Raw genomic sequence first — 19,340 nt, 5'->3', positions numbered from 1 at the left:
GAAGGCCTGCGCTTCGCCATCCGTGAAGGCGGCCGTACCGTGGGTTCGGGCGTCGTGGCCAAGATCCTCGACATCTAAGCCGGACGCAAAGGAATCACCATGGCAACCAAGCAAAAAATCCGCATCCGCCTGAAGGCCTTCGACTACAAGCTGATCGACCAGTCGGCAGCCGAAATCGTTGACACCGCCAAGCGTACCGGCGCGATCGTCAAGGGCCCCGTGCCCCTGCCGACCCGCATGAAGCGTTTCGACATCCTGCGTTCGCCGCACGTCAACAAGACGTCGCGCGACCAGCTCGAAATCCGCACGCACCAGCGCCTGATGGACATCGTCGACCCGACCGACAAGACCGTGGACGCGCTGATGAAGCTCGACCTGCCGGCTGGCGTGGACGTCGAGATCAAGCTGCAGTAATTCAGCCTCGCGTCGCGTTTTGACAAAGCCCGCCTGCAGAAATGCAGGCGGGCTTTGTTCTTTTGGGGGCGGCTGTGGCATCCTCGCGCACCGGCCTTTTTCAGCATCTCGGCCGGGGCTGAAACGAGGGCAGCACACACTATGAGTCACAAGTTTTCTTTTGCATTCGGAGTCGCATGTCTTGCGACGGCACTGCTTGCTGGCTGTGGTGGTGGAGGCGGGGGAGGCGGTGGCGGGTTTCCCATTCTTCCGCCCGTGGCGGCGGCTTCCGTGACCCTGAGCGGCACGGCCACCTATGAGTCCGTCCCGAATCCGAACGGGGCTCTGGTGTACGCCAACATTTCGGCCAAGCCGGTGCGTGGCGCGATGGTCGAAGCGGTCGATGCCACTTCTTCCGCGCAACTGGCCACGGCGACCACCGACGACAGCGGCGCCTACACCCTGACGGTGCCGGCGAACACAACCCTTTTCGTGCGCGTGCGGGCTCAACTGACCCGTGCCGCCCCGGGGCCGAGCTGGGATGTCAGTGTGAGAGACAACACCCAGGCAAACGGCCTTTATTCCATGCAATCGTCGGCGTTCTCGTCGGGTGCGGTCGCCTTGACGCGCGATCTTCGCGCCAGCACCGGCTGGGATGGCTCGAAGTACGCAACACAGCGGGTGGCAGCGCCGTTCGCCATTCTCGACACGGTCTACACCGCCATGCAGAAGGTGCTGTCTGTCGCGCCGGCTTCGGCATTTCCGCCGCTGCGTGTGTTCTGGAGCCCCAACAATGCGCCGGCGGGCGGCAGCGTGGCGGCGGGCCAGATCGGTACTACTTTCTTTATCAATCGAAGCACCGGGCGCGAGATCTACGTGCTGGGCAAGGAAGACGTCGATACCGATGAATTCGATGCGCCAGTGATCGCGCACGAATGGGGGCACTACTACCAGTCCTCCTTCAGCCGCGATGACTCGCCGGGTGGCGATCACTCGGGGGACGATCGCGTCGACCGGCGTCTGGCGTTTTCCGAGGGCTGGGGCAATGCCTGGTCGGGCATTGCGCTCAATCGGCGCAACTATGTGGATTCAAAGGGGCCCAAGCAAGCCAATGGCGGCAGCATGGATCTCACAACCGGACCTTCGAGCAATCCGGGCTGGTATCGGGAGGCCTCGATACAGTCGATTTTCTGGAACCTCAACCAGCAGGTTGGTTTTGGGCCGATCCACAACACCATGACGAGCTTGCCCTTCCGCAGCGGGGCCGCCGTCACGTCGATCCACCCGTTCACTTCGGCATTCGGCGTCGTGGCGTCGGACGGCAGGTCGGCGCTGGCTGGTCTGCTGACGGCCCAGAACATCAGTGCGGCAGCCAACGATCCTTACGGCGACCAGGAAACGAATGCTGGCGGGCAACCGACTGTCCCGGGTGTACTGCCGATGTATGGGGCGGCAATGACCGTGCCGGTGGTGACGAAGGCCTGCGTCTCGAACGTGGCGGGCAACGACAACAAGCTGGGAAGTTTTGCGTACCTTCGATTCACGGCGCCAGCGAATCGTGACTACCAGTTTGCTGTCGGCGGTGGCCCGACTGGCGCTGTCCCTCAATTTGACATCTATCGTGGCGGATTGATCCCTCGATCGGGCAGCAAGGTCAGCCTCGGGGTCGGTGATTACGTTCTGGCGGTGTCCGACTCCGCCAACTCGGGGTCTTCGGTGTGTTTCAACGTCACCATTCAGTAAGGAAGGGTGCCATGACCATCCGCTCAAACTCGATACTCGCTCTGGCGTGCCTCTCTCTGGGCGCATTTTGTGTGCCTGTCCTGGCCGACGGCGTGCCGCCACCAGTCTCGCGCAGCGCCAAGCCGTCCGTGGCGGCGCATCGCGCGGTGTCCATGACGGTCGCGGCCCGAAAGCCCAATGACTCCGGTGTCACATTGCGATATCAGGTCGAAGGCACGCCGCAGGTTGGCAAGGCGACATCGGTCGTGCTGCAGTTCGACGGCGTGAGCAACCCCGACGGTGCGACGGTTCGTCTTGCCGTCGACAGCGGCCTCACGCTCTCGGGCGCCAGCACCCTGACGCTGCCTGCGGGTAAGCGCACGAGTGCGACCGTCTCGGTGGTGAGTCAGGGCGACGGCCTTGCTTACCTGAATGTATTCATTCAGCAGGGCGACGCTACAAGCGCCATTTCCATCCCCATCCAAACCGGCGGTGTGACGCCTGCCTTGAAGTCGAGCGGCGACCTCAAGTCGACACCGGACGGGGACAACATCATCTCGATGCCCGCCAAATAAGGGAAAAACCGGGTCCGGAAGCCCCGGAAAGCTGGCCTGAACACGCCCCTTGCGCCTAGCCCGCATGCCGGGCTATAATCTTTGGCTCTGCCCTTGTTGCGTCCGCATGGGTGTTGTTCGGGCAGAGATTTATCAACCTTCTTTCGCAGGCTGGGGAACCCGCCAAACGCTGTCGCCAATTGAAGTGGCAGCGGCGAAGGGAGTTTCCATTTTTGGAGAAAACAAATGAGTCTGAGCAACTCCCTCGGGTTGCTGGGCCGCAAGGTGGGGATGATGCGTCTCTTCACCGATGACGGGGACGCAGTTCCTGTCACGGTGGTGGATGTGTCCAACAACCGTGTGACCCAGATCAAGTCCCAAGAGACCGATGGCTACGTCGCCCTGCAGGTGACGTTCGGTTCGCGCAAAGCATCGCGCGTGACCAAGCCCGAAGCCGGCCACCTTGCCAAGGCAGGTGTCGAAGCTGGCGAAATCATCCAGGAATTCCGCGTTACCGCAGAAACCGCAGGTCAGCACAAGGCTGGCGGCGTGATTGCTGCTGCCAGCGTGTTTTCCGTGGGCCAGAAGGTGGACGTGCAAGGCACTTCCATCGGTAAGGGCTACGCTGGCACGATCAAGCGTCACAACATGAGCTCGCAACGCGCGTCGCACGGTAACAGCCGTTCGCACAACGTTCCCGGCTCGATCGGTATGGCACAAGACCCCGGTCGCGTGTTCCCCGGCAAGCGCATGACGGGCCACCTCGGCGACGTCACCCGCACGACGCAAAACCTCGACGTCTTCCGCATCGACGAAGCACGTCAACTGTTGCTCATCAAGGGCGCGATCCCGGGTTCGAAGGGTGGCTTCGTCACCGTGCGTCCCGCCATCAAGGCCAAGCCGCAAGCGGCTGAAGGAGCGAAGTAATGCAACTCGAACTCCTGAACGAACAAGGCCAGGCCGCGTCGAAGTACGACGCCCCCGAGACCGTGTTCGGCCGTGACTACAACGAAGACCTGGTTCACCAGATCGTCGTTGCATTCCAGGCCAACGCCCGCCAAGGCACGCGCGCCCAGAAGGACCGCGAGCAGGTCAAGCACTCGACCAAGAAGCCTTTCAAGCAAAAGGGAACGGGCCGCGCCCGTGCCGGTATGACCTCGTCGCCGCTGTGGCGCGGGGGTGGCCGCATCTTCCCGAACATGCCTGACGAAAACTTCTCGCAGAAGATCAACAAGAAGATGTACCGCGCCGGCATGGCCGCCATCTTCTCGCAGCTCGCTCGCGAAGGCCGTCTGGCCGTGGTGGATTCGCTGACCGTGGATTCGCCCAAGACGAAGCCGCTGGCAGCCCGTTTCAAGGCAATGAATCTCGAGTCCGTGCTCGTGATCGCCGAAGAAGTCGACGAAAACCTGTACCTTGCCTCGCGCAATCTGGTGAACGTTCTCGTGGTCGAACCCCGTTACGCCGATCCGGTGTCGCTGGTTCACTACAAGAAGGTGCTGGTCACCAAGGGTGCCGTCGACAAGCTCAAGGAGATGTTCGCATGAGCCGCGTGAACCCTACCGCCGCTGAACGTACGTTCGAAGAAGGCCGCCTGATGGCGGTGCTGGTCGCCCCGATCGTGTCCGAAAAGGCCACGATGGTCGGCGAGAAGTCGAACGCTGTCACTTTCAAGGTGCTGCAAGACGCCACCAAGCCCGAGATCAAGGCCGCTGTCGAACTGATGTTCAAGGTCGAAGTCCAGGGCGTGTCGGTGCTCAACACCAAGGGCAAGACCAAGCGCTTTGGCAAGTCCATCGGCCGCCGCGACAACGTTCGCAAGGCCTATGTGACGCTCAAGCCCGGTCAAGAGCTCAACCTCGTTGGGGAAGGCGCTTAATCATGGCCGTCATCAAGATGAAACCCACTTCGCCGGGCCAACGCGGCGCGGTGAAGATTTCGCGTGACCACCTGCACAAGGGTGCTCCTCACGCAGCCCTGCTGGAACCCCAGTTCCAGAAGGCCGGCCGTAACAACAACGGTCACATCACGATCCGTCATCGTGGCGGTGGTTCGAAGCACCACTACCGCGTTGTCGACTTCGTGCGCAACAAGGACGGCATCCCGGCCAAGGTCGAGCGTATCGAATACGACCCGAACCGTACCGCCCACATCGCTCTGGTCTGCTACGCCGACGGCGAGCGCCGCTACATCATCGCCCCGCGCGGTCTTGAAGCTGGTGCAACGCTGCTGTCGGGCGCCGAAGCCCCGATCCGCGCCGGCAACACCCTGCCGATCCGCAACATCCCGGTCGGCTCGACGATCCACTGCATCGAACTGCAACCCGGCAAGGGCGCGCAGATCGCGCGTTCGGCCGGTACGTCGGCCACGCTGCTGGCTCGCGAAGGTGTCTACGCCCAGGTCCGCATGCGTTCGGGTGAGGTGCGTCGCATCCACATCGAATGCCGCGCAACCATCGGCGAAGTGGCCAACGAAGAGCACAGCCTGCGCCAACTCGGCAAGGCAGGCGCCAAGCGCTGGAAGGGCATCCGCCCGACCGTCCGCGGCGTTGTGATGAACCCGGTCGACCACCCGCACGGTGGCGGCGAAGGCAAGACTGGCGAAGGCCGCCATCCTGTCGACCCATGGGGCAATCTGACCAAGGGCTATCGCACCCGTAACAACAAGCGCACGCAGGTCTTCATCGTGTCGCGTCGCAAGAAGTAAGGGATAGCCAATGACTCGCTCTCTCAAAAAGGGTCCTTTCGTCGACCACCACCTCGTGGCCAAGGCCGACAAGGCCGTGACGACCAAGGACAAGAAGCCGATCAAGACCTGGTCGCGCCGCTCGATGGTTCTGCCCGAGTTCATCGGTCTGACCATCGCTGTGCACAACGGCAAGCAACACGTGCCTGTGTACATCACCGACCAGATGGTCGGCCACAAGCTCGGCGAATTTGCGCTCACGCGCACGTTCAAGGGGCACCCCGCGGACAAAAAAGTCCAGAAGAAGTAAGGAACGACCATGTCTGAAACACGTGCAGTCCTCCGCGGTGTCCGCCTGTCGGTCGACAAGGGCCGTCTGGTCGCTGACCTGATCCGCGGCAAGAAGGTCGATCAAGCGCTCAACGTTCTGCAGTTCACGCAGAAAAAGGCCGCTGTGATCATCAAGAAGGTGCTGGAGTCGGCAATCGCCAACGCCGAGCACAACGACGGTGCCGACATCGACGAGCTGAAGGTCAAGACCATCTACGTCGAGCAAGGTGCAACGCTCAAGCGCTTCACCGCGCGGGCCAAGGGTCGCGGCAATCGCATCAGCAAGCCCACGTGCCATGTGTACGTGACGGTTGGCAACTAAGAAGGCCTGGAAGAAATATGGGACAGAAAATCCACCCAACCGGGTTCCGCCTTGCGGTCACCCGTAACTGGTCCAGCCGTTGGTACGCAAGCGACCGCGATTTCGCGGGCATGCTGGCCGAAGACATCAAGGTTCGCGAATACCTGAAGAAGAAGCTGAAGAACGCTTCGGTGTCGCGCGTCATGATCGAGCGTCCCGCCAAGAACGCACGCATCACGATCTACTCGGCACGTCCGGGCGTCGTGATCGGCAAGAAGGGCGAAGACATCGAGAACCTCAAGCGCGAACTGGGCAAGCAGCTCGGCGTGCCGGTCGCTGTCAACATCGAAGAAGTGCGCAAGCCCGAAATCGATGCCCAGCTGATCGCCGACAGCATCACGCAGCAGCTCGAAAAGCGGATCATGTTCCGCCGCGCCATGAAGCGCGCGATGCAGAACGCCATGCGTCTGGGTGCCCTGGGCATCAAGATCATGTCGTCGGGCCGCCTGAACGGCATTGAAATCGCTCGTTGCGAGTGGTACCGCGAAGGTCGCGTGCCGCTTCACACCCTGCGCGCCGACATCGACTACGGCACCTCGGAAGCCAAGACCACGTACGGCGTCATCGGCGTCAAGGTCTGGGTCTACAAGGGCGACACGCTGGGTCGTAACGACCTGCCGGCCGTCGAAACGCCTCGTCCGGACGAAGAGCGCCGCCCGCGTGGTCCCCGCCGTGATGGTCGCCCTGGCGACCGTCCGGGTGGCGACCGCCGTGGTCCTGGCCCCCGTGCCGGTGGCCGTGGCCCGATCGGTGGCAACACCGCGCCGGCCGATGGCAGCGACAAGCCCGCAGAAGCCACTGGCGCAGCTCCCGCTGCACCGGGTGCAGACTCGAAACCCGCCGTTAAGCGCGTCCGCAAAGCCGCGCCAGCTGCAGCAGCTGACGGTGCCAAGACCGAGTAATCGGTCTTTCCCGGGCGCGCAAGCGCCTGGGGCAGTCCTCACGGAGTAACAAAACATGCTGCAACCTGCACGCAGAAAGTTCCGCAAGGAACAAAAGGGCCGCAACACCGGCATCGCAACCCGGGGTAACTCGGTTGCCTTCGGTGACTTCGGTCTCAAATGCACCGACCGCGGTCGCCTCACGGCACGCCAGATCGAAGCCGCTCGTCGCGCAATTTCACGTCACGTGAAGCGCGGTGGCCGCATCTGGATCCGCGTGTTCCCGGACAAGCCAATCTCTACCAAGCCCGCTGAAGTGCGGATGGGTAACGGTAAGGGCAACCCCGAGTACTACGTCGCTGAAATCCAGCCTGGCAAGATCGTGTTCGAGATCGTCGGCGTGCCCGAAGAACTCGCCCGCGAAGCGTTCCGCCTGGCCGCCGCCAAGCTTCCGCTGCGCACGACGTTCGTCGCTCGCCAGCTCGGCGCCTGAGAGGAGAACATCCATGGCAACACGTAAGAAAAAAGAAACCGCGGCTCCGGCCAAGGTGACCAAGGCCGCAACCCTGCGCACGAAGGACGTCGCAGGCCTGCAAGCCGAAGTCAAGGAACTGCAGAAGGCCCATTTCGGTCTGCGCATGCAGAAAGCCACGCAACAGCTGTCGAATACCTCGACGCTGCGCGTGACGCGTCGCGACATCGCGCGCGCCAAGACCATTCTTGCTCAGAAGCAGCAAGAAACCCAAGCCGCCAAGTAAGGAGTGAACATGACGGAAGCTAAAAAATCCCTCAAGCGCACCTTGATCGGCAAGGTGGTCAGCGACAAGCGTGCCAAGACCGTGACCGTGCTGGTCGAGCGCCGTGTGAAGCACGAGCTCTACGGCAAGATTGTGGCCAAGACGAGCAAGTACCACGCCCATGACGAAAAGGGCGAGTACAAGCTGGGCGACACCATCGAGATCACGGAAAGCCGTCCGATCTCGAAGACCAAGAACTGGGTTGTGACCCGCTTGGTCGAGAAGGCCGTGCTGGTCTGATCTTCGAGTCACACGACTCAACCGGAAACGGCCCACAATGTGGGCCGTTTTTCTTTTTCTGGAGCTTATTCAATGATCAAAGTCGGCGACACCCTTCCTTCGGCCACGCTGCAGGAATATTCAGAAGTCGAGGGCGAAGGCTGCAGCATCGGCCCGAACGCCGTGGACGTGACCAAGGCTTCGGCCGGCAAGACGATCGCGCTGTTCGCATTGCCGGGCGCCTTCACCCCCACCTGTTCGGCCAAGCACGTGCCGGGCTATGTGCAGCACTTCGATGACTTCAAGGCTGCCGGCGTGGACGAGATCTGGTGCGTGAGCGTGAACGACGCCTTCGTGATGGGCGCCTGGGCGCGCGACCAGAAGACCGGCGCCAAGGTGCGCATGCTGGCAGACGGCAGTGCCGATTTCGCCAAGGCCACGGGCCTCACGCTGGACCTGACGGGCCGCGGCATGGGCCTTCGCAGCAACCGCTATTCGATGCTCGTGAAGGACGGCAAGGTCGCGACGCTCAACGTCGAGGCGCCGGGCAAGTTCGAAGTCAGCGACGCCGACACGCTGCTGGCGCAAGCCCGCGGCTGAGCCGCGGCAATCATCAAAGATCCACTTTGAGGTAGTGGGCCCCGGCAACGGGGTTGTGATAGTAGGGCGGCACTTCCGCGAAGCCCAGGTCTTCGTAGAGTGCCCGCGCCGATTCCATGTCGTCGAGCGTGTCGAGCAGTACACAGGCGTAGCCCGCACTGCGCGCGGCATCGAGCGTGGCCTCGGCCAACTGGCGGCCCAGGCCCAGTCCGCGAAAGCCGGGGCGCACGTACAGGCGCTTCATCTCGGCTGCGTTCGCGTAGTCCACGTTGTCGAGGGGGCGCAGCGCGCAGCAGCCGGCGATGTGCGCCAGCGTGCCGTTGGCGCGCTGCAGCGTCGGGGCCTGGCGCCCGGCGTCTTCCTTGACGTTGGCCGGGTCGACGAGCGCCAGCAGAAGATTCCCGCGGGGTTCTGCATATTCGCCGGGCAGCTCGGCGAGTTCGCCGTCGAAATCCTGGAAGTCGAGGTCGATGTTCAGCGAGGCCGCATAGTCGCGAAAGATGGCGCGCACGGCGTCGATCTCGTTCGCCGCTTCGGGCACGAGCAGGACGACGGCCGGCATGTCCGCCAGCGGCAGGGGGCGTGAAACAGAAAAGCTCATACGCGCAACGATGCCACCCAGAATGCCAAGCCCGCACACAGCGCGAACAGCACCAGCGCCAGGCAGCGCGATGCCGCATCGTCGCGACTGGCTGCGACGTTGCCGTTCGCGGCGGAAATTTGCTTGTCGCCCGTCACCATCGGCCGCACCAGTCGATGCCGCTTGACCAGCACATAGAACAGCACGGCCAGCACATGCAGGCTGACGAGCGCAATCACGATCCACTTGCCCTGCGCCTTGTGCCAGCTCGTCGCCAGGCTCACCACGCCACCCGATACGAAGCGCGTGAGCGGGCCCGAAGCTGAAATCTCGTCATCGGCCATCAGTCCGGTCGTGACCTGCAGCATGAGGATGGCCAGCACGGCAAACACCGAAAGTGCCCCCAGCGGCGTGTGCCCGATCAGGTGGTCCGGATGCGCCCGCCCGCGCAGGTAGGCGACGACAGACCCCGGCCCGTAGAAGAACGAGGCAAAGCGCGACCAGCGCCCGCCCACGAAGCCCCAGAGCAAGCGGAACAGCAGCAGGGCGAGTACCGTGTAGCCCAGGCGGAAATGCCATTCCATGACACCGCTCAGCCCAGTGCCGATCAGGCCGATCACGGCCACAGCCAGTGCCCAGTGGAACAGGCGCGTGGGCAAGTCCCAGACACGTGTGCGGGCTTCGCTAGGGGCGCGCGCGTGGAGGGCGGCCACGGAAGAGTCGGTCATCGAAAAAGGCGCGGGGCGCGATGCTGCGGAAGGCGCAGATTAGCAAAGTCCGGGCCCCGCTCCGCTTCGGGTTGTTGCTATGCGTGCGACATGGGCTGCCTCTACACTCCGCAGCAGCGCCGCGTTCGACGGCGTTTCCCCCACACACATGAATGAGGAAGGCTCCACGATGAATCGATTCGCTTCGCTTGCCCTGGCCGCTGCCTGCGCTGCGACGGCTCTGCCCGCCGCGGCACAGTTCGCCAAACCCGAGGACGCCATCAAGTACCGCCAGAGCGCGCTGTTCGTGATGAGCCAGCACTTCGGTCGCCTGGGCGCCATGGCCAACGGCCGCGTGCCCTACGACGCCGCGGCTGCCGCCGCCAATGCCGAGGTGGTGGCCGACATGGCCAAGCTGCCCTGGGCAGGTTTCGGCCCCGGTACCGAAGGCGGCAAGGCCAAGCCCGAAGTCTGGAAGGAAGACGCGAAGTTCAAGGAACGCCAGCAGAAGCTGATCGAGGAAACCGGCAAGCTGGTGGTTGCCGCCAAGGCCGGCAACATCGACGCGCTCAAGGCCCAGTTCGGTCCGACCGGCGCAAGCTGCAAGGCATGCCACGACAGCTTCCGCAACCAGTAAGGCACTGCGGCAGAAAAGCAAAAGGCGCTCCCTGGAGCGCCTTTTTTATTGGGGAACGAAGCGATCAGGCTTCGGCCAGCAATTTCTCGATCAGCTTGTGCAGCTCGGCAAAGTCGGGCTCGCCCACATAGCGCTTCACGATCTCGCCGCGCTTGTTGACCAGGTAGGTGGTGGGTGTCAGCTTCACGTCGCCCCAGGCCTGGGCCACGCTGCCGGTGTTGTCGATGGCCACCTTGAACGGCAGCTTGCGCGTTTCGGCGAAGTTGACGACATAACTCGGCGGGTCGTAGCTCATGGCCACCGCCAGCGTGTCGTAGCCCTGCGACTTGTACTTGTCGTAGGTGGCGATGACCTTCGGCATCTCGCCGACACAGGTCACGCAGCTGGTGGCCCAGAAGTTGACCAGCGTGACCTTGCCCTTCAGGTCGGCGGTGCTCTTCTGGGTGCCGTCGAGCAGCACGAAGGTCGAGGCAGGGGCCGCTGTGCTGCCGGAGCCGAGGTACACGCCCACGCCGACGGCCAATGCAAGAGCGACGGCGGCGGCAGCAATGTATTTTTTCATGGCAGCGAAGAGAGAAGGGCGGCGCGATTTTAGTTCCGCTCGCCGGATCGTGCTGGCGGGCGCCCCGGCAGCGCCGAGCGGCTCGATAATCGCTGCCCCATGCCCTCGCCCGCTCTTCCTTCCTGGCTTGCGCTGAGCGCGGCGGCCCTGCTTGCCGCCTGCAGCCCGACCTTCAACTGGCGCGAGGTGCCGATCGCCGAATCCGGCCTCGTCGCGCTGCTGCCCTGCAAGGCCGATCGCGCGAACCGGGCCTTGCCGCTGGGCGCCGAATCCGTGCAGGTCGACATGACCGGCTGCGAAGCCGGCGGCGCGACCTTCGCCATCGCCCATGCGGCCGCCAACAGCCCCGTGCAGGCCGAGGCCTGGCTCAACGCCTGGCGCGCCGCCACGCGCAGCCAGTTGGCCGATGCGCAGGTGGCCGAGGCGCCTGCGACCGTGCAGCGCGCGACGGCCGTGCCCGCGCCACTGCGCCTCGACGCCCAACCGTCGCAGCAAGGGGCCGCGCCGGTCCAGGTGCTCTGGTTCGCCCAGTCGCAGAAAGACGGCACCGTGGCGCTCTACCAGGCCACCGTGCTGGGCAAGCCGTCTTCGCCGGAAGCGGCCAAGACCTTCTTCGAGGGTCTGCACCTCCCATGAGCGTTGGCCTGCTTGCCGGCCAGCGAAAGAGGCGTCGATCGCCGGCGGCGGGTATCGGCTCGCTTGCGTACGTGGGCGGTCGGCTTTGCTTTGATTTTGATAGCAAGTCCCGCGGCAGGGGTGTGCACCCGCAGACCGGTCTTTTCAGCGGCTCCCGCCCCCTCACCAGGGCCGCGTTTCGTGCCGCAGTGTCCATTTTTCGGGGCTGCTGCGTTGTGTCCTGTATCTACTTCCATGGGGCGCCCCCGCATAATCGACGCGTCGTCCCTCGCTCCGCATGAACAGCATCCTCATCATCGCCCACTCACCGTTCGCGCAGGCGCTGCGGCAGTGCGCGCTGCATGTGTTTCCCGACTGCGAGCAGGCCGTCATCGCGCTCGACGTGCTGCCCAACGTGTCGCCCGAAGAAACCCTGGCCGCCGCGCGCATCACGCTCGCGCAGCAACTGCATGCGCCGCGCTCGCAGGTGCTGGTGCTGGCCGACGTGTTCGGTGCAACGCCTTGCAACGTCGCGCAGAAACTGGTGGACGGCGTGCGTTCGCGGCTGGTGGCGGGTGTCAACCTGCCGATGCTGCTGCGCGCCGTCACCTACCGGCACGAGCCGCTCGACACGCTCGTGCAGCGCGCCATCGCCGGCGGCACCGCGGGTGTCATGCAGGTCGCCGTGGCGGCTCCCCAGAACCAGGCAAAAAGAAAGCACAGTGATCAAGAAATCCGTGACCATCAGCAATAAGCTGGGCCTGCACGCACGCGCATCGGCCAAGCTGACCAAGCTCGCAGGCAGCTTTCCCTGCGAGGTGTGGCTCTCTCGCGGTGACCGCCGCATCAACGCCAAGAGCATCATGGGCGTCATGATGCTGGCCGCCGGGCTCGGCTCCACCGTCGAGCTCGAGACCAATGGCCCGCAGGAAGAAGAAGCGATGAGCGCCATCGTCCAGCTCATGGACGACAAGTTCGGCGAAGGCGAATAAGGGCCACCCCATGACATTCGCAGTCCACGGCCTCCCTGTTGCCCGTGGCATTGCCATCGGGCGTGCGGTGCTGGTGGTGTCCAGCCGCATCGATGTGGCGCACTACTTCATCAAGCCCGAAGAGATCGACACCGAAATCGACCGCGTGCGCACCGCGCGCAACGCCGTCGCCGACGAGCTCATCAAGCTGCAGAGCAGCGTCGCGCAGATGGGCCCGAATGACGCGCCGCACGAGCTGGCCGCCTTGCTCGAAGTGCACCAGATGCTGCTGCAGGACGAGGCCCTGAGTGGCGGCGTCAAGCACTGGATCAGCGAGCGGCTCTACAACGCCGAATGGGCGCTGACCACGCAGCTCGAGATCATCGCGCGCCAGTTCGACGAGATGGAAGACGCGTACCTGCGCGAGCGCAAGGCCGACCTCGAGCAGGTGGTCGAGCGCATCCTGCACCGCATGAAGGGCACGGCCGCCGTGCTCGCGCCGAGCCCGCCGCGCCGCAAGCGCGCCGCCGCCACCGACGAAGACGATGACCCCACCGCGGGCGATGGCATCGACGTGCCGCTGGTGTTGATCGCGCACGACCTGTCGCCGGCCGACATGCTGCAGTTCAAGAAGAGCGTGTTCGCCGGCTTCGTGACCGACGTGGGCGGGCGCACCTCGCACACCGCCATCGTGGCGCGCAGCATGGACATCCCGGCCATCGTGGGCGCGCGCACTGCGAGCCAGCTGGTGCGCCAGGACGACTGGGTCATCATCGACGGCGACGCCGGCGTGATGATCATCGACCCCTCGCCGATCATCCTGGCCGAGTACGGTTTCAAGCAGCGCCAGGGCGACCTCGAACGCGGCCGCCTCGCGCGCCTGCGCCACAAGCCGGCCGTCACGCTCGACGGCCAGCGCGTCGAGCTGCTCGCCAACATCGAGATGCCCGAAGACACCGTGGGCGCCGTCAAGGCCGGCGCGGTGGGCGTGGGCCTGTTCCGCAGCGAATTCCTCTTCATGGGCCGCGAGTCGTCGGCGCGCCAGACCCGCCTGCCCGACGAAGAAGAGCAGTACCAGGCCTACAAGCGCGCGGTCGAGGGCATGCAGGGCATGCCCGTCACCATCCGCACCATCGACGTGGGCGCCGACAAGCCGCTGGACAGCAAGTCGGCCAACAAGCAGGAACACCTGAACCCCGCGCTCGGCCTGCGCGCCATCCGCTGGAGCCTGGCCGACCCCGCCATGTTCCTCACGCAGCTGCGCGCCATCCTGCGTGCGGCGGCGCACGGCGAGATCCACCTGCTGATCCCGATGCTCGCGCACGCGAGCGAGATCCGCCAGACCCTCTCGCTGATCGACTTCGCGCGTGCCGAACTGGACAACCGCGGCGCGGTGTACGGCCACGTGAAGCTCGGCGCCATGATCGAGATTCCGGCGGCCGCGCTCACGCTGCGCATCTTCCTCAAGCACTTCGACTTTCTTTCCATCGGCACCAACGACCTGATCCAGTACACGCTGGCGATCGACCGGGCCGACGAGTCGGTGGCGCACCTGTACGACCCCGCACACCCCGCCGTGTTGAAGCTGGTGGCCGACACCATTGCCGAGTGCCGGCGCCAGGGCAAGGGCGTGTCCGTGTGCGGCGAGATGGCGGGCGACGTGGCCTTCACTCGCCTGCTGCTGGGCCTGGGGCTGCGCAGTTTCTCGATGCACCCCTCGCGCATCCTCGCGGTCAAGCAGGAGGTGCTGCGGGCCGACACCGGCAAGCTCGAAGCCTGGGCGAAGAGCGTGCTCGACTCCGACGATCCCGGCGTCGCGCTCGCGGGCTGACCGGGTCGGCGGCGCACCATCGGCAACGCGGTTGCACCGGCCGACACACTGCAGAAGGACACCGCGCCAATGACCCAGGCCACACCCGCCACTACTACTGCTACCACCACCGCAGCACCCGCCGCCGGCACTGCGCCCGAGAGCGCCTGGCACGGCATGCTGCTGGCTTTCACCGCCGGCTTTGTCGACACGCTCGGCTTCGTCGCACTGTTCGGGCTGTTCACCGCGCACGTCACGGGCAACTTCGTCTTGATCGGTGCCGCCATGGGCGGCAGCGGACATTCGGGCGTGGTCGGCAAGTTGCTGGCGTTGCCGGCCTTCGTGCTGGGCGTGGCGGCCACGCGGCTGTTCCAGCTGTCGCGCGAACGGCGAGGGCTCGACACCGCCGCGCCGCTGCTGGGCACGCAGTTGATCTGCCTGCTGGCCTTCATGGGCGCCGGTGTGTGGGCCGGCCCCTTCGTCAGCGGCAACGGCGTGCCGGCCATCGCGGTCGGGCTGATGGGCGTGCTGGCGATGTCGATCCAGAACACTGCCGCGCGCAGCGTGTTCTCGAAGCTGACGCCCAGCACTGTGATGACGGGCAACGTCACGCAACTCGTGATGGACCTTGTCGACATCGCGACGCGTGCACCGGGCATGGCCGGCGCATCGGCGCGCGTGCACAAGGCATGGCCGCCGGTGGCCGCCTTCGCGGTGGGCTCGCTCGGCGGCGGGCTGGGCTATGCGCATGCGGGCTTCTGGGCATTGCTCGTGCCCTGCGTGGCGCTGGCCGCGTTGCTGCAACTACTGCGAAAGCAATAGCGCTGCAATAAAACGAAACACGCCGAAACTGCGGCGAAAGGACTTGCGGCGACCCCGCAAGCACGATCAGGCCTTCCTCTTCAACCCCTGAAAGGCCTGTGTCATGAAATCTCTTTCCTTCACCCAGATCGTTGCCGTCGGCTCGTTCGCCATGCTCGCCGCTGCCGGCGCCAAGGCCGAGAACTACGAGGGCGTGCAGCCGCTCGTGTCGGCCAAGAGCCGTGTCGAAGTCAGCGCCGAAGCCGTGCGCACCGCCTCGGCACCGGACCAGAACGTCGTGCGCGGCTCGCGCGGCGCTGAAACCATGGCTGTGTCGACCGACCGCGCACGCGTTGTCGCCGAAGCCGTGCGCACCGCCGCCGCGCCCGACCAGAACGTGTCGGCCAGCTCGCGCGTGAACAGCCAGGTCATCTCGACCATGCAGAACCCCGTCGACGCACGCGCGGCAGCCGCCAACGCCAAGAGCAGCCGCATGTAAGCGGCACCCGCTTGTTGCTCGCACCGCTTCCGTCGCAATCAAACGAAACACGCCGATACGCCGGCGAGAGGACTTGGCCCGGTGCCCAAAGCACCATCGAGCTTCCTCCTCACAAGACAACACCAAGGACTTGATATGAAGCACTGGATCAAACGCACTCTCTTCGGTTTCGCTGGCGCCGCGATGGTGGCTGGCAGCATCGCCGGCTGTGCCGGCCAACGCCACGGTTGGAGCGGCGGCGACAGCGCCGACTTCCGCGCGAAGATGGTCGAACGCGTGGGCAGCAAGCTCGAACTCGATGCATCGCAAAAGCAGAAGCTCACCGTGCTGGCCGAGAAGCTGCAGGCGCAGCGCGAGGCCCTGCGCGGCGCAGGCGGCTCGGGCGACCCGCGCTCGCAGTTCAAGGCGCTGTTCGCCGGCAACAAGCTCGACCAGGCCGGCGCCTCGCGGCTCATCGACGAGAAGACCGCCGCCGTGCGCACGGGCAGCCCCGAGGTCATTGCCGCCGCCGCTGACTTCTTCGACAACCTGAACGCCGCGCAACAACAGAAGGTGCGCGACTTCATGGAGCGCGGCGGCCGACGCTGGAGCCGTCATGGCTGAGGCCATGTCGGCCTTCGGGCTCGCGGTACGGCGCGCTGCCGCATCGCCGGCGCCCTGGATGTCCCACGCCGCGACGTCCGATGACGCGGCGGGCGTGGCGGCCGGCCGCGTTCGCACGCTGTTGCGGCTCGAAGGGGCCGTCGTGCTGGGCGTGGCGTTGGCCGCCTATGCGCAGTTCGGTGCGGGCTGGGGTGCGTTCGCGCTCTGGCTGTTCGTGCCTGACCTGTCGATGCTGGGCTATCTCGCGGGGCCGCGCGTTGGCGCGGCGCTCTACAACGCCGCGCACTCATATGTCGGCCCGGTGCTTCTGCTGGCGCTCGGCGTGCTCGCGGCGATGCCGTGGGCCGTGGCCGGCGGACTGATCTGGTGCGCCCACATCGGGCTCGACCGCACGCTCGGCTACGGGCTCAAGTACGCCGCGAGCTTCAACCTCACGCACCTCGGCCGCATCGGCCGGGCCGATCCATGGTGAGCGGTGTGGCATACGCCATGCGCCCGTCGGTCGCGCGCGCATGGATGCTGACCGAGGCGCTCACGCTCGGCATTGTATCGACGGTGCATGCCGGCCGGCTCGTGCCGGGCTTTGCGCATGCGCACGCCCGCACGGCCGAGGCGGTGATCGCGGTCGTGCTGGTGCTCGGCTCGGTCGAGACCTGGCTGCGCCCCTCGCACGCGCGCTCGGCCGCGATCATCGGCCAGGGCTTTGCATTGCTGGGCACGCTCGTCGGCCTGGTCACCATCGTCGTGGGCATCGGTCCGCGCACGGTGCCCGACGTGATCTATCACGCGCTGTTGCTCGCGCTGCTGGCGACGGGCCTGACCCTGGCGGTGCGATGCCGGCAGGTCTGATGGTCAGCGAAGTCATCCGCCAATTCCTGGCCAGAAGGCACAATCCCGCCATGCCGCGCATCCTGCTGATCGACGACGACGAACACCTCGCCGCGCCGCTGACCACCTACTTCGCACGCTTCGGCTGCACGCTCGAAAGCGCAGTGCGGCCCAGCGATGGCCTTGCCAAGCTGCGCGCGGGCCACTACGACGCTGCCATCCTCGACGTGATGCTGCCCGAGATGGACGGCTTCGAGCTGTGCCGCGAGATCCGCAAGGAAAGCGACATCCCCATCGTGATGCTCACCGCGCGCGGCGAAGTGATGGACCGCGTGGTCGGCCTCGAGCTCGGTGCCGACGACTACGTGCCCAAGCCCTTCGAGCCGCGCGAGCTGGTGGCGCGCGTGCAGACCATCCTGCGGCGGCAGCGCAGCACGCCGCCTGCGGCCAACGGCACGCAGCACCGCGTGTTCGATGGCCTGTCGATCGACCTCGACCGGCGCCAGGTGCTGCGCCACGGCGAGCGCGTCGAGCTCACCGGCACCGAGTTCGAGCTGCTCGCGCTGCTGGCGGCCGAGCCTGGCAAGGTGTTCAGCCGCGACGACATCCTGAACCGCCTGCGCGGCCACGAGGCCGAGCTGTACACGCGCGCGGTCGACATCGTGGTGAGCCGCCTGCGCAAGAAGCTGGAGCCGCTGGACTGCATCAAGACGCTGCGCAATGCCGGCTATGCGCTGGCCGTGGCACGCAGCGAACCCGCATGAACTTTCGTCGCCGGGACCACCGCCAGGCATGGCGCGAGCTGGCATGCCGCCGCGAAGAGATGCGCAAGCAATGGCACGCGCAGTGGCACGAGAAGGTGCAGGGCAAGCGCCGCTGGCGCCGCTCGCTGCGCATGCGGCTGGTGATGATGTTCGTGATGCTGGCGCTGGTGATGGCGGCGGTGTTCGTGGGCGGCATGAAAAAGTCTTTCTCCACCGGCTGGGCCGAGGCCGCGCAGCCGATGCTGGTGGACTACACCGACCGGCTCGTCGCCGAGCTCGGCACGCCGCCCGACGTGGCGCGCGCGCAGGCGCTGGTGAACCGGTTGCCGATCACCATCCGCATCGTTGGCCCCGTGGTCAACTGGGACTCGAACCCTGAAGGGTTGCACAGCCCCGGTGGCTGGATGCGCGACCCCGACGAAGACACGAGGAGCGACAAGTGGTTCATCCGCCCCACGGCCGATGGCCACCGCGTCATCTTCGGCTGGGCGCCGAGGCTCTGGCAATTCGCACCGCGCACCGCGGGTTGGGCCACGCTCTGCGTGTTGTTGCTGCTGGTGGTGCTGGCCTATGCCTTCGTGAGCCGCCTGCTGCGGCCGCTGATCGACATCCGCGAAGGCGCGCAGCGCTTCGGCCGCGGCGAGTTCACGCAGCCCATTCCGATCCGCCGCAACGACGACCTCGGCGATCTTGCTCAGCGCATCAACACCATGGCCGACGACATCCAGGCCATGCTCGATGCCAAGCGCGGACTGCTGCTGGCGCTGAGTCACGAGCTGCGCTCGCCGCTCACGCGCGCCCGGCTCAATGCCGAGCTGCTGCCCGCCACGCCCGAAGGCGAGGCCGAGCGCGAGGCGCTGCTGCGCGACCTGAACGAGATGCGCGACCTGATCAGCGACCTGCTCGAAAGCGAGCGCCTCGCGAGCCCGCACGTGGCGCTGCAGCGCGAGCCGGTCGACCTGGCGGTGCTGATCCGCGAGGCCGTGGCCGAGATGCCGGATGCACAGGACGTGCACCTGGACCTGGCCGAAGGCCTGCCGCCGCACGCCGTCGACCGCATGCGCGTCCGCCTGCTGGTGCGCAACCTGCTGGACAACGCCCTGCGCTACAGCGCCGGTGCGCCCCGGCCGCCTTGCGTGTCGCTGCGGGCCGTGGTCGATGGCAAGAAGCAGGGCGTCGAGATCGAGGTGCGCGACCACGGCCCCGGTGTCGACGAGGCACAGCTCGAACGCCTGACCGAGCCCTTCTACCGGACCGACGGCGCCCGCGCGCGCGCCACCGGTGGCGTCGGCCTCGGCATGTACCTGTGCCGGCTGATCGCCGAGGCGCATGGTGGCGAGCTGACGGTGCGCAATGCGCATCCGGGGCTGCAGATCACCATCCGGTTGCCTTAGTCCTTGGGGTTCGCGGGTGGGTGCGCG

Annotated in this window: 29 protein-coding genes and 1 pseudogene; 27 read left to right on the top strand and 3 right to left on the bottom strand. The window is 65.6% G+C overall.

The genetic code is table 11. The features are described from left to right. The 15 genes and pseudogenes from BLQ28_RS31665 to BLQ28_RS31595 form a co-directional block, all read left to right on the top strand. Positions 1–78, top strand: a pseudogene (locus BLQ28_RS31665) (elongation factor Tu); the annotation flags it as partial. 21 nt (positions 79–99) lie between these two features. Then, positions 100–414 (top strand): 30S ribosomal protein S10, encoded by a 315-nt coding sequence (gene rpsJ / locus BLQ28_RS31660; RefSeq protein ID WP_007838118.1) that lies wholly within the window; start codon positions 100–102, stop codon positions 412–414. Positions 415–684: 270 nt separating this feature from the next. After that, complete coding sequence (locus BLQ28_RS31655; protein ID WP_256327531.1) at positions 685–2,136, top strand: hypothetical protein; 1,452 nt, start codon at positions 685–687, stop codon at positions 2,134–2,136. An 11-nt stretch (positions 2,137–2,147) separates the two neighbouring features. Continuing rightward, positions 2,148–2,690, top strand: a complete 543-nt coding sequence (locus BLQ28_RS31650; RefSeq protein ID WP_093247295.1) for a hypothetical protein — start codon at positions 2,148–2,150, stop codon at positions 2,688–2,690. Positions 2,691–2,915: 225 nt separating this feature from the next. Then, positions 2,916–3,596, top strand: a complete 681-nt coding sequence (gene rplC, locus BLQ28_RS31645; RefSeq protein WP_007838124.1) for a 50S ribosomal protein L3 — start codon at positions 2,916–2,918, stop codon at positions 3,594–3,596. Continuing rightward, positions 3,596–4,216 (top strand): 50S ribosomal protein L4, encoded by a 621-nt coding sequence (gene rplD / locus BLQ28_RS31640; protein WP_028259871.1) that lies wholly within the window; start codon positions 3,596–3,598, stop codon positions 4,214–4,216. The genes rplC and rplD overlap by 1 nt, the downstream gene beginning before the upstream one ends. Next, a complete protein-coding gene (gene rplW, locus BLQ28_RS31635; protein ID WP_007838129.1) occupies positions 4,213–4,548 on the top strand; it encodes a 50S ribosomal protein L23 in 336 nt (111 codons plus the stop codon). Before rplD ends, rplW begins: the two co-directional genes overlap by 4 nt. Before the next feature lie 2 nt (positions 4,549–4,550). Beyond that, complete coding sequence (gene rplB / locus BLQ28_RS31630; RefSeq protein ID WP_093247294.1) at positions 4,551–5,375, top strand: 50S ribosomal protein L2; 825 nt, start codon at positions 4,551–4,553, stop codon at positions 5,373–5,375. A gap of 10 nt (positions 5,376–5,385) precedes the next feature. Further along, positions 5,386–5,664, top strand: a complete 279-nt coding sequence (rpsS, locus tag BLQ28_RS31625; protein ID WP_007838132.1) for a 30S ribosomal protein S19 — start codon at positions 5,386–5,388, stop codon at positions 5,662–5,664. 9 nt (positions 5,665–5,673) lie between these two features. After that, on the top strand, positions 5,674–6,006 hold the full coding sequence (gene rplV, locus BLQ28_RS31620; protein ID WP_007838134.1) for a 50S ribosomal protein L22: 333 nt from the start codon (positions 5,674–5,676) through the stop codon (positions 6,004–6,006). 17 nt (positions 6,007–6,023) lie between these two features. After that, entirely contained in the window at positions 6,024–6,947 is a 924-nt protein-coding gene (gene rpsC, locus BLQ28_RS31615) for a 30S ribosomal protein S3 (RefSeq protein WP_093247293.1), read from the top strand. Between the two features lie 55 nt (positions 6,948–7,002). Beyond that, positions 7,003–7,419 carry a 50S ribosomal protein L16 gene (rplP, locus tag BLQ28_RS31610; RefSeq protein ID WP_021012789.1) on the top strand — a complete coding sequence of 139 codons (417 nt, stop codon included), beginning with the start codon at positions 7,003–7,005 and terminating at the stop codon, positions 7,417–7,419. Positions 7,420–7,474: 55 nt separating this feature from the next. Further along, complete coding sequence (rpmC, locus tag BLQ28_RS31605; RefSeq protein WP_093247292.1) at positions 7,475–7,684, top strand: 50S ribosomal protein L29; 210 nt, start codon at positions 7,475–7,477, stop codon at positions 7,682–7,684. Between the two features lie 9 nt (positions 7,685–7,693). Then, positions 7,694–7,963, top strand: coding sequence for a 30S ribosomal protein S17 (gene rpsQ, locus BLQ28_RS31600; protein ID WP_015867662.1), 270 nt, complete (start codon positions 7,694–7,696; stop codon positions 7,961–7,963). A gap of 72 nt (positions 7,964–8,035) precedes the next feature. Beyond that, positions 8,036–8,542 carry a peroxiredoxin gene (locus BLQ28_RS31595; RefSeq protein WP_093247291.1) on the top strand — a complete coding sequence of 169 codons (507 nt, stop codon included), beginning with the start codon at positions 8,036–8,038 and terminating at the stop codon, positions 8,540–8,542. 13 nt (positions 8,543–8,555) lie between these two features. Here the strand turns inward: BLQ28_RS31595 and BLQ28_RS31590 are convergent, their stop codons facing one another. Next, positions 8,556–9,143 (bottom strand): GNAT family N-acetyltransferase, encoded by a 588-nt coding sequence (locus tag BLQ28_RS31590; protein WP_093247290.1) that lies wholly within the window; start codon positions 9,141–9,143, stop codon positions 8,556–8,558. Continuing rightward, complete coding sequence (locus tag BLQ28_RS31585) at positions 9,140–9,850, bottom strand: cytochrome b/b6 domain-containing protein (protein ID WP_093247289.1); 711 nt, start codon at positions 9,848–9,850, stop codon at positions 9,140–9,142. The genes BLQ28_RS31590 and BLQ28_RS31585 overlap by 4 nt, the downstream gene beginning before the upstream one ends. A gap of 169 nt (positions 9,851–10,019) precedes the next feature. Between BLQ28_RS31585 and BLQ28_RS31580 the strand changes: the two genes are divergently transcribed. After that, a complete protein-coding gene (locus tag BLQ28_RS31580) occupies positions 10,020–10,466 on the top strand; it encodes a c-type cytochrome (RefSeq protein ID WP_093247288.1) in 447 nt (148 codons plus the stop codon). Positions 10,467–10,530: 64 nt separating this feature from the next. On the opposite strand, the gene BLQ28_RS31575 is transcribed toward BLQ28_RS31580, so the two are convergent. Further along, complete coding sequence (locus BLQ28_RS31575; RefSeq protein WP_093247287.1) at positions 10,531–11,028, bottom strand: TlpA disulfide reductase family protein; 498 nt, start codon at positions 11,026–11,028, stop codon at positions 10,531–10,533. A gap of 99 nt (positions 11,029–11,127) precedes the next feature. On the opposite strand from BLQ28_RS31575, the gene BLQ28_RS31570 reads away from it, so the two are divergent. From BLQ28_RS31570 to BLQ28_RS31520, 11 genes are all read left to right on the top strand, one after another. Continuing rightward, positions 11,128–11,664, top strand: a complete 537-nt coding sequence (locus BLQ28_RS31570; RefSeq protein WP_093247286.1) for a hypothetical protein — start codon at positions 11,128–11,130, stop codon at positions 11,662–11,664. A gap of 277 nt (positions 11,665–11,941) precedes the next feature. Continuing rightward, complete coding sequence (locus tag BLQ28_RS31565; protein WP_093247285.1) at positions 11,942–12,397, top strand: PTS sugar transporter subunit IIA; 456 nt, start codon at positions 11,942–11,944, stop codon at positions 12,395–12,397. Beyond that, positions 12,366–12,635 carry an HPr family phosphocarrier protein gene (locus BLQ28_RS31560; RefSeq protein WP_093247284.1) on the top strand — a complete coding sequence of 90 codons (270 nt, stop codon included), beginning with the start codon at positions 12,366–12,368 and terminating at the stop codon, positions 12,633–12,635. The genes BLQ28_RS31565 and BLQ28_RS31560 overlap by 32 nt, the downstream gene beginning before the upstream one ends. Before the next feature lie 10 nt (positions 12,636–12,645). Continuing rightward, complete coding sequence (gene ptsP / locus BLQ28_RS31555; protein ID WP_093247283.1) at positions 12,646–14,445, top strand: phosphoenolpyruvate--protein phosphotransferase; 1,800 nt, start codon at positions 12,646–12,648, stop codon at positions 14,443–14,445. Between the two features lie 69 nt (positions 14,446–14,514). Further along, positions 14,515–15,246, top strand: coding sequence for a YoaK family protein (locus BLQ28_RS31550; protein ID WP_093247282.1), 732 nt, complete (start codon positions 14,515–14,517; stop codon positions 15,244–15,246). 103 nt (positions 15,247–15,349) lie between these two features. After that, the gene (locus BLQ28_RS31545; protein WP_093247281.1) at positions 15,350–15,724 is read left to right on the top strand and encodes a DUF4148 domain-containing protein; all 375 of its coding nucleotides are present in this window, start codon (positions 15,350–15,352) and stop codon (positions 15,722–15,724) included. 135 nt (positions 15,725–15,859) lie between these two features. Beyond that, positions 15,860–16,327: a Spy/CpxP family protein refolding chaperone gene (locus BLQ28_RS31540; RefSeq protein ID WP_093247280.1), complete on the top strand. Its 468-nt coding sequence runs from the start codon at positions 15,860–15,862 to the stop codon at positions 16,325–16,327. After that, the gene (locus tag BLQ28_RS31535; protein WP_093247279.1) at positions 16,320–16,799 is read left to right on the top strand and encodes a DUF4260 domain-containing protein; all 480 of its coding nucleotides are present in this window, start codon (positions 16,320–16,322) and stop codon (positions 16,797–16,799) included. The genes BLQ28_RS31540 and BLQ28_RS31535 overlap by 8 nt, the downstream gene beginning before the upstream one ends. 5 nt (positions 16,800–16,804) lie before the next feature. After that, a complete protein-coding gene (locus BLQ28_RS31530; protein WP_256327530.1) occupies positions 16,805–17,176 on the top strand; it encodes a hypothetical protein in 372 nt (123 codons plus the stop codon). A 50-nt stretch (positions 17,177–17,226) separates the two neighbouring features. Continuing rightward, the gene (locus tag BLQ28_RS31525; protein ID WP_176801283.1) at positions 17,227–17,919 is read left to right on the top strand and encodes a response regulator transcription factor; all 693 of its coding nucleotides are present in this window, start codon (positions 17,227–17,229) and stop codon (positions 17,917–17,919) included. Continuing rightward, positions 17,916–19,313, top strand: coding sequence for a HAMP domain-containing sensor histidine kinase (locus BLQ28_RS31520; protein WP_093247276.1), 1,398 nt, complete (start codon positions 17,916–17,918; stop codon positions 19,311–19,313). The genes BLQ28_RS31525 and BLQ28_RS31520 overlap by 4 nt, the downstream gene beginning before the upstream one ends. The last annotated feature ends 27 nt before the right edge of the window (positions 19,314–19,340 follow it).

The sequence above is a fragment of the Variovorax sp. EL159 genome (genome assembly GCF_900100965.1).
In the GTDB taxonomy this organism is placed as follows: Bacteria; Pseudomonadota; Gammaproteobacteria; order Burkholderiales; family Burkholderiaceae_C; genus Variovorax.
Note: the sequence above shows the minus strand (reverse complement) of the source record. Positions and strands in the feature narration are given on the sequence as shown.